General features: G+C 23.1%; 11 protein-coding genes and 3 tRNA genes. 11 read left to right on the forward strand and 3 right to left on the reverse strand.

Annotation, left to right across the window (positions count from 1 at the left end):
- Positions 1 to 68 precede the first annotated feature (68 nt).
- The 8 genes from dnaA to PSOL_RS00040 all read left to right on the forward strand — a co-directional run bounded on the left by dnaA (position 69) and on the right by PSOL_RS00040 (position 10,865).
- Positions 69 to 1,430 (forward strand): chromosomal replication initiator protein DnaA, encoded by a 1,362-nt coding sequence (gene dnaA / locus PSOL_RS00005; protein WP_434062269.1) that lies wholly within the window; start codon positions 69 to 71, stop codon positions 1,428 to 1,430.
- Between the two features lie 49 nt (positions 1,431 to 1,479).
- Positions 1,480 to 2,616 carry a DNA polymerase III subunit beta gene (gene dnaN / locus PSOL_RS00010; protein ID WP_349401951.1) on the forward strand — a complete coding sequence of 379 codons (1,137 nt, stop codon included), beginning with the start codon at positions 1,480 to 1,482 and terminating at the stop codon, positions 2,614 to 2,616.
- Positions 2,617 to 3,130: 514 nt separating this feature from the next.
- Positions 3,131 to 4,144, forward strand: coding sequence for a signal recognition particle-docking protein FtsY (gene ftsY / locus PSOL_RS00015; RefSeq protein ID WP_349401952.1), 1,014 nt, complete (start codon positions 3,131 to 3,133; stop codon positions 4,142 to 4,144).
- A 58-nt stretch (positions 4,145 to 4,202) separates the two neighbouring features.
- On the forward strand, positions 4,203 to 5,564 hold the full coding sequence (gene ffh / locus PSOL_RS00020; protein ID WP_349401953.1) for a signal recognition particle protein: 1,362 nt from the start codon (positions 4,203 to 4,205) through the stop codon (positions 5,562 to 5,564).
- Between the two features lie 129 nt (positions 5,565 to 5,693).
- Positions 5,694 to 7,943, forward strand: coding sequence for a 5'-3' exonuclease H3TH domain-containing protein (locus PSOL_RS00025; RefSeq protein WP_349401954.1), 2,250 nt, complete (start codon positions 5,694 to 5,696; stop codon positions 7,941 to 7,943).
- Positions 7,944 to 7,991: 48 nt separating this feature from the next.
- The gene (mutM, locus tag PSOL_RS00030) at positions 7,992 to 8,813 is read left to right on the forward strand and encodes a DNA-formamidopyrimidine glycosylase (protein ID WP_349401955.1); all 822 of its coding nucleotides are present in this window, start codon (positions 7,992 to 7,994) and stop codon (positions 8,811 to 8,813) included.
- A 23-nt stretch (positions 8,814 to 8,836) separates the two neighbouring features.
- Positions 8,837 to 10,006, forward strand: coding sequence for a replication initiation protein (locus PSOL_RS00035; protein WP_349401956.1), 1,170 nt, complete (start codon positions 8,837 to 8,839; stop codon positions 10,004 to 10,006).
- 46 nt (positions 10,007 to 10,052) lie between these two features.
- On the forward strand, positions 10,053 to 10,865 hold the full coding sequence (locus tag PSOL_RS00040; RefSeq protein WP_349401957.1) for an ATP-binding protein: 813 nt from the start codon (positions 10,053 to 10,055) through the stop codon (positions 10,863 to 10,865).
- 699 nt (positions 10,866 to 11,564) lie between these two features.
- Here the strand turns inward: PSOL_RS00040 and PSOL_RS00045 are convergent.
- On the reverse strand, positions 11,565 to 11,789 hold the full coding sequence (locus tag PSOL_RS00045; protein ID WP_349401958.1) for a cold-shock protein: 225 nt from the start codon (positions 11,787 to 11,789) through the stop codon (positions 11,565 to 11,567).
- 196 nt (positions 11,790 to 11,985) lie between these two features.
- Here PSOL_RS00045 and PSOL_RS00050 point away from each other — a divergent pair.
- Together PSOL_RS00050 and PSOL_RS00055 are read left to right on the forward strand one after the other, a co-directional pair.
- Positions 11,986 to 12,059, forward strand: a tRNA-Thr gene (locus PSOL_RS00050).
- A 24-nt stretch (positions 12,060 to 12,083) separates the two neighbouring features.
- A tRNA-Gly gene (locus tag PSOL_RS00055) sits at positions 12,084 to 12,158 on the forward strand.
- 137 nt (positions 12,159 to 12,295) lie between these two features.
- Here PSOL_RS00055 and PSOL_RS00060 read toward each other — a convergent pair.
- Together PSOL_RS00060 and PSOL_RS00065 are read right to left on the reverse strand one after the other, a co-directional pair.
- Positions 12,296 to 12,381, reverse strand: a tRNA-Leu gene (locus PSOL_RS00060).
- A gap of 34 nt (positions 12,382 to 12,415) precedes the next feature.
- Positions 12,416 to 14,107 (reverse strand): DAK2 domain-containing protein, encoded by a 1,692-nt coding sequence (locus tag PSOL_RS00065; RefSeq protein WP_349401959.1) that lies wholly within the window; start codon positions 14,105 to 14,107, stop codon positions 12,416 to 12,418.
- 849 nt (positions 14,108 to 14,956) lie between these two features.
- Between PSOL_RS00065 and PSOL_RS00070 the strand changes: the two genes are divergently transcribed.
- Positions 14,957 to 15,916, forward strand: a complete 960-nt coding sequence (locus PSOL_RS00070) for a hypothetical protein (protein WP_349401960.1) — start codon at positions 14,957 to 14,959, stop codon at positions 15,914 to 15,916.
- The last annotated feature ends 72 nt before the right edge of the window (positions 15,917 to 15,988 follow it).

A 15,988-nucleotide genomic window follows, 5' to 3' on the forward strand; every position in this document is an offset into this window, starting at 1 on the left:
TTATAATAATAAAATAATAAAATAATAAAATAATAAAATAATAAAATAATAAAGGATTTAAAATGAAAATAAATTCTTATATTAAAATATGGGAAATAATTTTAGAAAATTTATCTAAAATTTATAGTGATGAAGTTTTTAAAGAAACATTTTCTAATATTGAAAAAATTTATAACGAAAACAAAAAAATCATTATTTTAGTAGAAACAGATTTTATAAAAAATAAAATTTATAAAATGTATTTTAAAAAAATAAAAGAAATAATTAAAAATGAAATAAAAGAAAAAATTGAAATTGAATTTATTTCTAAAGAAAAAAACCAAAAAACAAATTTTGAAAAAAATGAAAACATAGAAATTGAAGATAGAAAAATAAATTTCAATAAATATAATTGTGGAAATATAAATTCTAAATATAATTTAGATAATTTTGTAATTGGTAAAAGTAACAAATTTGCATTTCAAATAGCTAAAAAAATAATAGAAGAAAATGAAATTTCAATAAATCCTTTCTATATTTTTGGAAAAACCGGAATTGGAAAAACTCATCTTATTCAAGGAATTGGAAATTATATAATAGAAAAAAAAGAAAAAAAAATTTTATATGTTAAAGCTGATGGTTTTATTGAAGAATTTACTAATCAATTAAGAAAAGCTAAAATGGAAGATTTTAATGAAAAATATCGCGATATTGATGTTTTATTAGTTGATGATATTCAAATTATGGCAGGTGCTACAAGAACCCAAATGGAATTTTTTAAACTTTTTGATTATCTTTATTTAAATCAAAAACAAATTATTATTACAAGTGATAAACCAGCTTCAGAATTAAAAAATATTATGAATAGATTAACTTCACGTTTTGAAGCAGGATTGATGGTTGATATTCAAAGTCCTGATTTTGAACATAGAATTAATATTTTAAAAAAGAAAATATTAGAATTTCAAAACAAAGACCCTTTAAAAGTCAAAAAAGAAGTTTTAGAATTAATTTCTTTTACTTTTGTAAATAATATAAGAGAGATGGAAGGGGCTTTATTAAGATTATTAAACTATGCTAAAACATTTGGTTATGAAATTAATTTAAAAGTAGCTAATGAGGCTTTAGAACCTTTAATAAAGAGTAAAAAAAATATTTCTTACGATGAAGATATTTTGGAAAAAATTAAATTAATAGTTAGTAAATTTTTTAACATTAGTATTCGTGATTTAATGGGGAAAAAAAAACAACATAAATATACTTTACCAAGGCATGTTGCAATGTATTTAATTAAAGAGTTAAAAGGAATACCTTATAACATTATTGGAAGTTTTTTTAAAAGAAATCATTCAGCTATTTTTAAAGCTTATCAAAAGATTAAAAAAACTTGTGAAAATGATTGTGAATTAAAAAGATCAATTGAACTTATTTTAAAGAAAATAAATTCTTAACCTTGAAGAAAAAAAATTAAAAAAATTAGGAAGGAAATAATTTGTTTTAATGTATTTAGAAATTAATAAAGATGTATTTTTACAACAACTTTTAAAAATACATAAAATTTTACCACAAAAAAGTTTTTTCCCTATTTTTAATGCATTAAAAATAACAGCCCAAAAAAATATTTTAACTTTAGAAGTTAATAATGGTAACATTGCAATTAAAATAACAATTCAAGATCAAAGTTTGAAAATCAAAAAAGAAGGTCAAATTGCTTGTTTGGGTAAATATTTTATTGAAATAATTAAAAAAATTAATGATTCTTTAATTAAAATAACAGTTACAGAAAATAATTTTCTAGTAATTCAAACTAGTTTTTGTGAATATAAATTAAAATTAATGGATGTTTTAGATTTTTTGTCGCTTAATTTTAATTTTCAAGAAATAGATTTTTTCAAGATCAAAGTTTTTTGTTTTAAAAAAATGATTAAAGAAGTAAATATTGCTAGCTCTAAAAGTGAAAAAAGACCTATTTTGATGGGTTCTAATTTAATTTATGAACAAAAAAACTTAAAAGCTTTGGCAACCGATTCTTTTAGAATAAGTCGCAAAAAGATTGAATTAGACGTTTTTTATCGTGATTTTGATATTGTTGTCCCTAACAAAAGTTTAGAAGAATTGATTAAAATATTAGAATATTATGAAAATGAAAATTTAAAATTTTATTCAAATAATAAAAAAATTTTTTTAGAAATTGATAATTTATGGTTTTGCACTTCTCTTTTAGAAGGTAATTATCCTAAAATTCAAGAATTTAATTTGCAAGCTTTTCCTTCTGTTATCCATTTGAATAAAGAAGAATTAATAAAGATTTTAGAAAGAATTTCCTTATTTTTTTCAAAAGAAGAAATAAATAATAATGTTATTTTATTTGAATTAACTAAAGAAAAAATAATTGAAATATCGATTTCAAATGAAAATTTAGGGACAGCTTTAGAAAAAATTATTCCTTTAAAAGTGGTTTCCAAAAGTTTTGGGATAACCTTTAATGCTAAATATTTAGAAGATATTTTAAAAGTTTTAACGGTTTGCGAAATTGTTTTTTATTTTGAAAACTCTTTAAAACCTTTTGTTGTAACTACTTTAGAAAAAGAATCTTCAATACATTTTATTTTCCCAATTCCAAAAGAAAATGATTAATGTTTTTTAAATTTTGTTTGGTAATCAAAAAGATTAAATTTTCAATGAATATTTTTTTATTTGTTTAATTATGTTCTTTTTTAAAATTTTTAATTTTGATATTTGCAATTAAATTTTGTAGGAAAATTAAATATTTCTTTTTTTCATATTTAGAAACTAATACATTTGTTTTAATTTGGTTTCATTTTTTTAAAATTTTTAATATCGGATTTAATTAATAGTTTTTATGATTTTTTTGTTTAATTGTTTAACTAAATTAATTCGATTTGTTTTGTTTTTGAATATTTTCAGTCATTGTTAAAAACAAAGTTTTTGTTGTGTTAAAATCGTTTATAATAATTTTATTTTTTAAAAAAATATTGTCATTACACTTGCAATAAAACTATCTTTTTAAAAAAAATATTTTTTTATGAAAAATTAATTTCAAAACAAACTCTTTTTAGTTATAATAAATATAGTGAAACTTTTCAGTTATTATTTTTTTATGTAATTTTTAAGAAAATGGGGATTTTAAATGTTTCAATGGTTTAAAAAGAAATTTTTCCAAAACAAAAATAATGATAAATATCAGTTAGGGTTAGGAAAAACAAAAGATATTTTTACTAATTTTGAAATTCTTTTGAAAGAATCTAAAAATATTGAACACTCTTTGTTATCCGCTTTAGAAAATATACTCATAACAAGTGATTTTGGTGTCAAAACAACTCTTTTTTTAATGCAAACTATCAAAGTTGAACTTAATCAATCAAACATTAAAGAAACTCATAAATTACCACCCATTATTATAGAAAAAATGCTGCAATTATATCAAGATAACTCAAAAGAATTTTTAAGTGAAAATATAGTAATTGATGATTCAAAAATTCATCAAAATTCCTTAAATCAAAAAATACCTCAAATGTATTTATTTGTTGGTATTAATGGAGTTGGAAAAACTACCACTATTGGCAAAATGGCTACTAAATTTAAACAAGAAGGAAAAAAAGTCCTTTTAATTGCAGGAGATACTTTTCGTGCAGGAGCAATTGAACAATTAAAAATTTGGGGAAAACGTTCCAAAACTCAAGTTTTTGAAAAAATTGGCTCAACTAGTCCATCAAGTGTTATTTTTGAAGGTTTACAATATGCTAAAAAAAATGATTATGATGTTATTTTATGTGATACTGCAGGTAGATTACAAAACAAAACTAACTTAATGCAAGAATTAGCTAAAATAAAAAGAGTTATTTTAAAGCATTTACCTTTAAAAAACTTGCAATCTTTTTTAGTTTTAGATGCTAATACAGGACAAAATGCCTTAAATCAAGTCGAATTATTTAATGCGGCAGTTCCTCTGATGGGGGCAATTCTAACTAAATTGGACGGCACTTCCAAAGGTGGTATTGTTTTTGCCATCAAGCATTTATATGGCTTATCAACTAAATATATTGGTTTAGGAGAACAACCAGAAGATTTAATTGCTTTTGATATTCAAAATTATCTTTTTCATTTATTTCAAAATTTTTTTCCTGAAAAATATTTACAATAAAATTATTTATCTTTAAATAATAGATATTATAAAAACAAAGGAGTAAAAGCTATCCCAAATGAGCATATTAGGAGATGGATTACAAAAAATTATTAATAAGATCCAAGGAAAAACAATCATCGAATCCAAAGATATTGAAACTATTATGCAAGAAATTCGCCTATCTTTAATACAAGCTGATGTTAATATAAAAGTAGTAGATAAATTTCATGATCTTATTAGTCAAAAAAGTTTAAAACAAGAAGTTTTAAAAGGTTTAAAACCGAAAGAACACATCATCAAAATCATTAATGAAACTTTAACTCAAATTTTAGGTTCGACCCGAGCTGATTTGATATTAAAACCCAAACCTAATTTAACTACTATTATGTTAATAGGATTGCAAGGCAGTGGCAAAACTACTACAGCGGGTAAATTAGCACTTTGGTTAAGAAAAAAAAACAATAGAAAAGTTTTGTTAATTGCTTGTGATGTTTATCGTCCAGGGGCTATCGAACAATTAAAAACCATCGGTAAACAAATTAAAATAGATGTTTTTTCAAATGAAAATCCTAAAGTTGTAAATATTGTTGATGAAGGTTTGCAATACGCTAAAAAAGAAGGATATGATGCAGTAATTATCGATACTGCAGGAAGATTAAACATTGATAAAAAAATGATGAATGAACTACAAGAAATTAAAACTAAATGCAATCCTTCGGAAGTTTTGTTAATTATCGATGCTTTAACAGGACAACAATCAGCTCATAATGCTCAATCTTTCCATCAACAAGTTGGTGCTACTGGTATTATTTTAACCAAAATGGACGCTGATACCAAAGGAGGTGCTTCATTATCTGTAAGAACAATGACTCAATTACCTTTAAAATTTATTTCCTCTTCGGAAACTATTGATTTTTTAGAATCTTTTAATCCTGATAGAATGGCATCACGACTTTTAGGAATGGGTGATGTTTTAACTTTAATTGAAACAGTTACTGACAAAATTGATCCTGTTCAAGGTAAAAAAATGATGGATCGCTTTTTTGATAATAATTATAATTATTATGATTTTCAAAAACAATTAAAAACTTTAAAAAAAATGGGTTCTTTTAGTAAAATATTAAGTTTTATTCCAGGATTAGGTAATAAAATAAAAAACCTTTCTGCAGATATTAATGATGAAAACTTAAAAAAATTTGAAGTTTTAATTCAAAGTATGACCAATAAAGAAAGAAAAAATCCCCAATTAATTTCTTTAAGTGGAAAAAGAAGAGTTCGCATTGCTGTAGGTTCTGGTAATAAATTAACTGATATTAACCAATTAATAACTCTATTAGAACAACAAAAAAAATTAGCCAAGCAAATGAAAAACTTTAATGACCAAGATTTTACCAAATTACAAGATGACCCTTTGTCCTTTTTCAATAATTTAAAATAAAGAAAAATATTTAAAACTAAAGACAAAATAATTAAAACAATATTCCAAGAAAGTTTTTTGTAACTTTCTTTTTTTAGCATTAAATCACCCCATCACTTAAAAAAATATTAATTTATCTAGGAGGAAAAGATGCAACATTTGGTTTTAGTTGATGGAAATTCGCTACTTTTTAGAGCATATCACGCAACAGCTAACAACGGTACAAAACTTTTACAAAATAAAAAAGGTGTTTATACTAACGCCCTTTTATCTTTTATTAAAATGTTTGAAAAAATTTTGCAAGAAACACAAGAATACATATTAGTAGCTTTTGATACACATCATCCAACCAAAAGACATCAAATATACAGTGATTATAAAAAAGGTAGACCTGCTACCCCATCCGAATTAATTAGTCAAATCCCCTTAATTAAACAATATTTAACTTTAATTGGGGTAAAACATTATTTTCAAGATGAATATGAAGCAGATGATATTATTGGTACTTTAGCTAAAAAAGCGAGTGACAACAAGATTAAAGTTTCTATTTATTCAAGTGATCAAGATTTATTACAATTAGTAGATGCAAACATCAGTGTTTATTTAATTAAAAAAGGTTTAAAAGTTATTAAAAATTATTGTCCTCAAACTTTATTAGAAGAATACGGCTTAAAAGAAAATCAAATGATTGATTATAAAGCTTTAGTTGGGGATCCTTCTGATAATATTAAAGGAGTTGCAGGCATTGGGCCTAAAACAGCGCAAAGATTATTACAAACTTACGATAGTTTAGATAATTTACTTAATTGTTTAGAAGAAATTAAACCTAGTTTAAAAACTAAAATTAATGATTCTATGGTAAATTTAGAATTATCTAAAATTTTGACAACCATTGATACTAAAATTCCTTTACCTTTTGAATTGTATCAAACTAAAATGCAAGAATGCTCATATTATCAAATTCAAACTTTTTATGAGGAAATGGATTTTAGAAGGTTAAAAATTACTAAATATGTTAATTTTAAATCAGAAAATTCATCTTTAGAAAATAGCAAAAACAATAATAATCAAGAATTAAAAGATCCCTTTGCTTATCAAATAATTAACCAAAATGAATCTTTAAATAAAATTATAAAAGAAATTAAACCTGATCAAACTTGGACTTGTTATTTTGAATTTGATGCTAATAGCATTAACATGTTAGGAATTGGTTTTTCCGATGGAACTAAAAAGTATAATTTTTTTCTAGAAGCAAATATCGCTTTCAATAATCACCTTTTTATCAATTACCTCAAAAATCCTCTTTTTCATAAAAATGTTTTTAATGCTTATCAAATACAGTTGTTTTTTAAAAAAAAAGGAAAAATAATTGATGGAATTAATTTTGATTTGTTAGCAGCAACTTATCTTCTTTTCCCTTTAGAAAGTTTTAAGATTGAATACATCTTTGCTAAAATAGATCTTTTAAATCAAACTAATTTTGCTAATCAATTGTCACAAAATGATAACTTAGAAAAAAGTTTATCTTTAAAAGCTTTTTTACTTGCAAATATTAAAGAACATGTTCAAAATCATCTCAATTTAGAAAAGCAATTATTTTTATTCTATGAAATAGAATTACCTTTAACTTCAGTTTTAGCTCAATTAGAACATCAAGAAAAACAACAAGAAAATGTTCATAGTCAAAAAATATCTCAAATAAAAAATTTAGAAGTTTTTTTAAGTCCAAAATATTATCTTGTAAATACAATTTTTAACAATAATATATATATTTTAAGCAATTTCCCTGTAATAACGTTAAAAACATTAGCTATTTTAGGTAATATTATCAAAATAAAAAATTTTTTTAAATTTTTAAACGATACAACACAAGACCAAGAAAAATTAGCTTTTTTTGGGATTGTTCCAAAAGTAAAAAATAGCAAGGAAATGATTGAAAAAAACAATGAAACTCATCATCTATCTTACAATATCGTAAACAATATTGCTCAAGAATTAAAGATTTCTCCTATTAATGCAACTATATTTGTCGATCAATATTTAAATGTTGATAGCCAGATATTAGATTATCTAAATAAGTTGTTGCAACAAATCAAAGAAAAGCAATATTTAGAAACTTTTTTAAAAAGAAAAGTCTTTTTACCTTCTTTATTGCTTTTAGAAAAAAAAGATCATCGTTTATCTTTTTTATTTTTCTTTTTACAAGAAAATATTTTAGATCTTCAAAAAATAACTCTTTTACAATTATTTCGTCATTTGAATAAAAGCGATAATACAAACAAAATCACTTACTCTTTCTTAAATCATTGTTTACAAAACGATATAGATTTAATGGCTAAATATTGCAATCCTTTTTTAAATATTTTTGTAAATAAAAAAACTCAAATTGAAAAATCATGATAAACTAATTTGTTATATTAACGATATAATTGCAAGGAGTCAATAATTATGCCAGAATTACCCGAAGTTCAAATTATTGTAAACATTTTAAAATCTCAACTAATTGGTAAAAAAATTATTGGAGTTAAAATTTTTTATGAACCAATTGTTAAAAATATTAAAGAATTTAAACAAATAAAAGGGGAAGTTATTTTAGATATCCAAAGAAAAGGAAAATTTTTATTATTTTTTCTAACTCAAAAACTCGTTTTAATCGGACATTTAAGGATGGAAGGAAAATTATTTATAAAACCATCTAACAATAATCATGAAAAAAACGAGCATTTTGTTTTATTTTTTGATAATGACAATTCTTTAAGATATTATGATATTCGTAAATTTGGAAGATTTGAAGTTCACCATCAATCATGTTTTTTAACCAAAACAACACTTCATCAATTAGCTTTAGATCCTTTTGAAATTAATCTTATGGATTTTTATCAAAAAATAATCAAAACCAAAACTGTTTTAAAAAAGGCTTTGTTGAATCAAAAAAATATTTCTGGTTTAGGTAATATTTATGTCAATGAAATTTTATTTTTAGCAAAATTACATCCTGAAACAAAAGCTTGCAATTTAACTCTAAACCAAGTTCAAAATATTTTACAAATTTCTAAAAAAGTTTTAAAAAGAGCAATTCATTTCGGAGGTTCTACCATTAGTACTTTTGAATCAGAAGAAGGAACAAAAGGTTCTTTTCAAAATTATCTTTTAGTTCACGGTAAACAAAATCATCCTTGTATTGAATGTATGTCTAAAATTATTAAAATTAAGGTTGGTGGTAGAGGGACTTATTTTTGTCCCTCATGTCAAAATCATATAAAAAATTAATTAAAGAAGAAAGGAGGTTTAAAATGATTAACAATCGTTTTAACTTGTTTAAAATAGAAAATCAAATCTCTTTATCGTTTGAAGATCATAAAAATCTTAATTTGCTTTATCAACCATTAATAGGCGCTCAAGCTTTAGGAATTTATTATATTTTGTTATCTTTAAAATCAAATTTCGAATATCAACATCAATTTTTATTTGATCTTGCTGGCATTTCTGAAGATATTTTTTCAGAAAGTAAAGAAAAACTAGAAGCACTCAATTTATTAGCTACTTATCAAAAAAATAATCAAAAAGAAAAGATTTATTTAGTTATTGCCCCTTATAAAGGTAATGATTTTTTACAAGATCCTCTTTTAAGTAACTTTTTATTAAGTGAAATCGGTGAAAAAAATTATTTTAATTTACAAAGCCATTTTTTAAGAGAAACTATGCATTTAGAAGGATTTCAAGATATTAGTAAAAAATTTGACGAGATATATCAATTTCAAAAAATTAATTTTAACAAAAATCTTGATCAAAAAAAATTTATTGGACTTTTTGATAAAAGTTTTCTAAAAAATAATTTTAATTATGAACTATTTTTAAAAAACTTACCAGAGCGTTTCAAAAAACCCTTTTTAGTGGAGTTCAAAACAATGGATTTTATTCAAAAATTAAGTTTAGTCTATGATTTATCACCTCAAATGATGGCAGAAATTTATCAAAAAAGCTTTCTTAACCCTGATGATATTGATTTGTCAAAATTGCGTTTAAATGTTAAAAAAAATCATCACCAAAACAATAAGAATAAAAAAATTGTTTCTTCTAAAAAAATAGAAGATGACGAAGAAAAAATGATTTCTTTTTTAAAAAAAGCTGATGCAACCCAAAGAATTATTAAAGATTATTGTCAAAAAAATAATCAAGCCATGGCAAGTGATGTTGTTTTTCAGTTATTAGAAAGAAATGATTTAGAATTAGGGTTAGTGAATGTATTATTAATTTATATTTTAAGGTATCGCGATGGTATTTTACCTTCGGTTGTTTATTTAGAAAAAACTTTAAAATCATGGGCACAAAAAGGCGTTGTAGATGTCGAAACAGCTTATGATTTTTTAACAGAAAATAAAACTCAAAATCAAAACAATTTTAAAAAATCTCAAGATAAACCGAAATGGATAGATGAAATTAAAAAAAAATGGCAATCATAAATTTAAATAAAATAAAAATCAAATATTATTAAAGGAGAAGTTAAAAATGGATTTATTAGATATCAAAACCAAAATAAGAAAAATAATTGCCCAAAATCCAGAAACTAAAGATTTAATTATTGCTGACGATGATTTATTAACTTACTATCACTATTATAAAAATAAAATGAAAGAAAATGAAGATGGTTATCGTCAAGAATTAAAAAAAACCCCTTTTATTAGGGTTGTTTGGGTGCCTACTTTACAATCTAGCAAAATTAAATTTCAAGAAAATTGCAAAAAAACAAATGCTTTGTTTGATAGTGAGTTTGAATTAGAACAATATTCTTTTAATAAATTAATTATTGATAGCGAAAGTAAAAAAAAAGTTTATAAAGAAATGCAAAAAATAATTAAAAATTTTAGAAAAACAGACAAAGGTTTTTATCTTTGTGGTTCTTTTAAAACAGGTAAAACCTTTTTTTTAAAGGCTTTAGCACAACAATTGATTAAAAAAGAAATACCTGTTATGTTTCTATTTATGCCTAATTTAACACGTAAATTTAAAAGCTTTTTATATAATAATTTATTAGAAATTAGATTTCAACAATTAAAAAAAATTGATTGTTTGATTTTGGATGATTTTGGAGCTGAAAACGTTAATCCTTGGTTTCGTGATGAAATTTTATTACCTCTTCTACATTATCGAGCTGAAAAAAAATTACCTCTTTTCGTTAGCAGTAATTATAATTTTTTGCAATTAGATAAACATTTAATGGGAAACACTAATGATAACAATTATGTTAAAATACATAAAATAATTGATAAAATTAATGAATTAACACAATTTTATGATTTTTCCAAAAAAGAAACTTCCTAGAAAAATTCTTTTTGGGAAAAATAATTACTATTTTTTTTTTTTTTGGTGGAGATGATGGGATTCGAACCCATGTACAAGACCATTTTAATTTATATGCTCTACATATTTAGTTTATTTTAAGATTTTTATAATTTATTTATAAACAAACACAAAAAATAAATTATTAGTCTTTGTTAAATTTGCTATCAATAGTCAAAGACAAACTAATGAAGCAAGCTTACTTTAAAAAATAGGATTAATAAAAATATGAATATATAAAAAAGAGTCTATAAAGTAATTATTTAATATAACTCACAAAACCAAATCAATCGATTTCAATTTCGGTGGCAAAACAATTAAAAAATGTTTGACTATACCACTCAAAAATTAGGAGCTATATATAACGCTCAAGAATTAAAATACCCAGTTTACTATTTTTTAAGCAAAAGCTAATTGTGAAGAGGTACTGAAAGAAGATGGAATCCAATTATTAATAATTGGTTCTGCGTTTGAATGTTTTCCGGTTATTATAAACCTCGACGTTTTTACTTGCGTAACCAAGATATGCCATATAAACTTTCATGATCCTGGCAAATCCAAGAACATCCCCATACTTTTATTTTAACTTATTAATGTTGATTTCAAAACATTAATAAGTTAAAAATGCGATTAACGCAATAAAAAAAGAATTAATTTTCTTTTTTTATTAGTTTAGTAATGTTATTCGTTAATTATGATAACATCTTTCGCTTGAGGTCCGCGGTCGCTTTCTTCAATACTGAATTCAACTTGATCGCCTTCGTTTAATGTTTTTCTTCCAAGCATTTCAGTTAGGATAGAACGCCAATGTACAAAGATTTCCTTTTGATCAGATGAAAGAATAAAACCAAAGCCTTTATCTTTGGCAAACCATTTACATGTTCCTCGGTGTTTTTTATCTTGCATTATTACTAATAACTCCTTTATTTAAAATATTTCGGTTTTAATAACCTACTAACTATTATAACTTATTTATCTTTTTAGTCAAGTTTTTTAATTAATTTTTTTGTTTTTTTAGTGATAAAATTATTTCAATAAAATTCTTTGTTTGAAATTAAAAACTTTATAATTATAAAATTAATGATATAATAAAATATGTTAAGCCCTTATAGTTTAATGGTAGAACGTAGCAATGGTAATGCTGAAATACAAGTTCAATTCTTGTTAAGGGCACCAAATTGTAAGTTTCTTAAAAAAAATGTGGGTGTCATATAGTGGTTATTATACGTGCTTGCCAAGCATGAAACGGGGGTTCGATTCCCCTCGCCCGCTCCAAATCAATATTATTTTTTTATAAAATTTATTTTATTTAAAAAAATATTTTATAAATTTATATAATAATCATTTAAAAACAAAAAGAACAATCTTTTATTTTTCAAAAGATTGTTCTTTTTGTTTTTAAAAATTTAAATTGGTGCGGATAATGAGATTCGAACTCACACAAGAAAATTCTTACATGCCCCTCAAGCATGCACGTCTACCATTCCGTCATATCCGCAAAAAACATAAAAATGATCTTTTTAAAACCATTTTTATTCTAAAGATAAAATATAAGGAGCACTATCGTTAGCATTTTCAATTATTTCTAATTCTAAATAATCATAATTTTTTTCTAAATATTGTTCAATTTTAGCTAATTCGTTAGTATCTGAAATAGAAGCATTATAAAAAATAGTTAAAAAACTTTGATAAGGTTTAATCATTTTAGTTAAAAGAGCGCTAATAGCTTCATATTTACTTGGTTTAATAGCTATTATTTTACCTTCACAAATTGATAGATAACTTTCTTTTTGAATATCGGTAATTCGTTTATCAATAATAAGATTTTTATTGATTTGATTAGCGGCAATAATTTCACCTGTTTGAATATTTTTAATTGTGTTTTCAATAATTTCTTTGTTTTGATTCCAATCCAATGATTGATCAAAAGATAAAAGAGCGCTGTATGTTTGAGCAATGTTTGTAGTTGGTAAAATAATAATTTTTTGTTCTTTATGGGCGGGAATAACGCTTTGAGATAACATATTTAATATTTCTAAGCTATTAGGAAAAATAATAATATATGGAGAATTAATATTGCCAATTAATTTAAAAAAATCTTGTTTTATAAAATTAATTTCCTTTATAATGTGGTTTATTTTAAAATCAACTAATAACTTTTCAATTTTAATATCTTTTGCAAAAACAATTAAATAATATTGAATTTGTTTTGACTTTCCTATTTCTAAAACTTCGTTTTTATGATCATAAATGTAATTTTCATTGATTATTTTTTGATGTTGTTCTTTCATGTTATCAATTTTACTAATTTGTAAATTACCATATTCTAAAAGTTTTTCTAAAATAGCACCAGGTTGATTAGTGTGAATATGTATTTTTAAAATTTCTTTGTCTTGCACTAAAACCAAAGAATCGCCTTTCGTTGAAAAATCACTTTTGATTTTTTCAATATTAAAGTGATTAATGTTTTTTAGTTGAAAAACATATTCAGTGCAATAAATATATTTAATATCAACTTCACCTAAATGATGAATATGATATGTATTTATTTGTGTTTGTAAAGATAAATCTTGCATTTCAATCATTTTGTCTTCTTTTAAAAATTGCAAAATTCCTTTTAAAATTTCAACAAAACCAGCTCCTCCGCTATCAACTACTCCAGCTTTTTGCAGAACTGCCAATAAGTTAGTAGTTTTAGCTAGTGTTGTTTTGGCGTTGGTTAAAAAACTTTCCATTACATCAATAATGGATTTAAATTTATCTTTTTGCTCTATTGTTTTTTCAACTGATTCACGAAAAACAGTTAAAATAGTTCCTTCTGTTGGTTTAATAATAGCTTGATAGGCTTTTTGATATCCGTTTTGCAAAGACTGAATAAATTCTTCAAGGTTAATGGAAGTTTTTTGTAATTTAGTAAAAGTTTCTGTCATTCCCGAAAAAAACTGCGACAATATAACTCCCGAATTCCCTTTAGCCCCAAACAATAAAGCTTTAGATAAAACTTGTGAAACTTCAACAATAGAATTACTTTTTAAAAATTTGATTGATGCGACTCCTGACATCATAGTAATTTTCATATTAGTTCCCGTATCTCTATCAGGAACAGGAAAAACATTTAAATTATCAATTTTATGATAGTTATTGTGTAAATTGATAGATCCATTGATAATCATGTTTTTGAACAATGTGCCATCAATGTTTGCAATGATTTTTTTTTTATACATAATTTTTTCGCCTTTCGTTAAAATTTTTCAATTTTCATTATTTTTTATTTAATTTATAATAAATTCAAATAAAGGTTTATGTATTTTTTTTTAGACAGTAATTTTTTTACGAAAAAGGTTTCTTGTTAAAGAAAAGAAAACATTAATAACCTCTTTTAATTATAACACATTTTATTTTTTTGACATTAAAACAAAAAGATAATTTTTTTATAATAAAATAAGATAGAAAAACAAAAATAAAAAACTTTTAAAAAATAATTAAGCTAACTATAAAACTTAAAAAATAGTATAATGAAAGCATTAAATTTATGTATTCAAGAGGAGTTCGAATTATTCCAAAACTCTAAAACTTAGATAAAAAAACTAAAATAATTTTTTATTCATAATTTTAACATTTTTTTTATTCATAAATATTTTAAATCCAAATAAAAACAATATAAAATAAAGAAATCTATCAAAAAATATCTAAGAACTATAAAAATATTGTAAATTATAACTTAGAAAAAAATGGATTCAAAAGAGTTTTATATAATATTGTTTCAACCAATTTATTTTATTCGTTTACAATGGACTTGTGTTCTTATAGTCAAAATTATTAAAAGAAATTAATTATACTTATAGGGTGTAAAAAGATTTTTATTTTACCGACAAAAAAAATAAAAGAAAAATTTGGAGCAAAAAAATGTATTTTTTATTTTAATTTTATCTTTAAATAGATAACCAAACACAAACAATCCTTTCATGCCATCCAAAAATAAAAAAATAAAACAATTAAAATATTTGATTTTATCATTAAAAATAGTTATAATAGTTAAGTAGTAAAGTTTTTTAAGATAGGAAACTAAATTTATGAATTTCAAAATTAAAAAAATATTTTTGATAGGAATATTTTTAAATATATTATATTTTAGCTTTTTAATCTTTTTTAATCTTTTTAATTTCACCACTGTGGTTTTTAAAAGTAAAAATGTAGTTTATGGTTCTTCAGAATGTGACACAACTGTTGAAATTGCAAAAGAAAAATATGAAGTAGAACAAGAAATGCAAACAATAGAGAAAATTAAAACTCAAATCAATAATTTAATTAATATTAATGAAAAAACAGAATTAACGAGTTTTTTAGAGAAAAACACAGCTTGGTTAGAAGCTGAAAAAACATATAAAAAAATCCAAGAATACCAAGAAAACAATGGATTTTCAAAAGCTTTAGAACTATTAAAACCTCATCAAAATTGGAAACAACATATTTTATCTTTTTTTGTTACAACTAATAATCTTAAATTAAAAGAAGTCTATCAAGCAATATTAAAGGATGCGCAAACAAAAATAAAGCAAATTCCAACATTAGTACAAGAACCAAACAACAAGATACTATCAAAAGAAACAAAAAGCTGGTATGATAAATTTAAAAATCAAATTAACAATTTATGGCCTTCAGTTGAAGCTCATTCTTCTTTGTCTGAAGATGATGATCGAAAAAACACAATTTCAGGAGTTAAAAAGTTTTTGGAAGAACACCCTTTTTTCACTAAAATATTAGCTATAGCTTTAGGTGAAAATTCTAGAGATTTAGATGCAATTATCTCTAAATTAGCTAGAAATATTTTTAATATCTCAGCAAATCAAGTTAAAAAGGAAGCAGAAAAAGCAAAAGAAGAGGTGCCTGAAAAAGCTAAAAAAGCTATTTCACGATTTATTACAGAAATTATTATCGCATCTGTGGCTGTGACTACTTTAGTTATTACAACAATTTATTACGTTATCTATAAAATAAAGAATAATAAAACTTCTATCAAAACTAAAAAATAAACTTATGGTTTTAAGAATTAACCATTTTTTTATTTTTGTGTTTTTTTGATTTTGATAATATAAAATTAAAAT

The sequence above is a fragment of the Candidatus Phytoplasma solani genome, from assembly GCF_040126175.1.
GTDB classification, from domain to species: Bacteria; Bacillota_I; Bacilli_A; order Acholeplasmatales; family Acholeplasmataceae; genus Phytoplasma; species Phytoplasma solani_A.

What these genes read in the sequence shown, in the direction of transcription:
- dnaN (WP_349401951.1), top strand. Translation starts at nt 1,480, where the DNA reads ATGTATTTAGAAATTAATAAAGATGTATTTTTACAACAACTTTTAAAA.
- ftsY (WP_349401952.1), top strand. Translation starts at nt 3,131, where the DNA reads ATGTTTCAATGGTTTAAAAAGAAATTTTTCCAAAACAAAAATAATGAT.
- ffh (WP_349401953.1), top strand. Translation starts at nt 4,203, where the DNA reads ATGAGCATATTAGGAGATGGATTACAAAAAATTATTAATAAGATCCAA.
- PSOL_RS00025 (WP_349401954.1), top strand. Translation starts at nt 5,694, where the DNA reads ATGCAACATTTGGTTTTAGTTGATGGAAATTCGCTACTTTTTAGAGCA.
- mutM (WP_349401955.1), top strand. Translation starts at nt 7,992, where the DNA reads ATGCCAGAATTACCCGAAGTTCAAATTATTGTAAACATTTTAAAATCT.
- PSOL_RS00035 (WP_349401956.1), top strand. Translation starts at nt 8,837, where the DNA reads ATGATTAACAATCGTTTTAACTTGTTTAAAATAGAAAATCAAATCTCT.
- PSOL_RS00040 (WP_349401957.1), top strand. Translation starts at nt 10,053, where the DNA reads ATGGATTTATTAGATATCAAAACCAAAATAAGAAAAATAATTGCCCAA.
- PSOL_RS00045 (WP_349401958.1), bottom strand. Translation starts at nt 11,789, where the DNA reads ATGCAAGATAAAAAACACCGAGGAACATGTAAATGGTTTGCCAAAGAT.
- PSOL_RS00065 (WP_349401959.1), bottom strand. Translation starts at nt 14,107, where the DNA reads ATGTATAAAAAAAAAATCATTGCAAACATTGATGGCACATTGTTCAAA.
- PSOL_RS00070 (WP_349401960.1), top strand. Translation starts at nt 14,957, where the DNA reads ATGAATTTCAAAATTAAAAAAATATTTTTGATAGGAATATTTTTAAAT.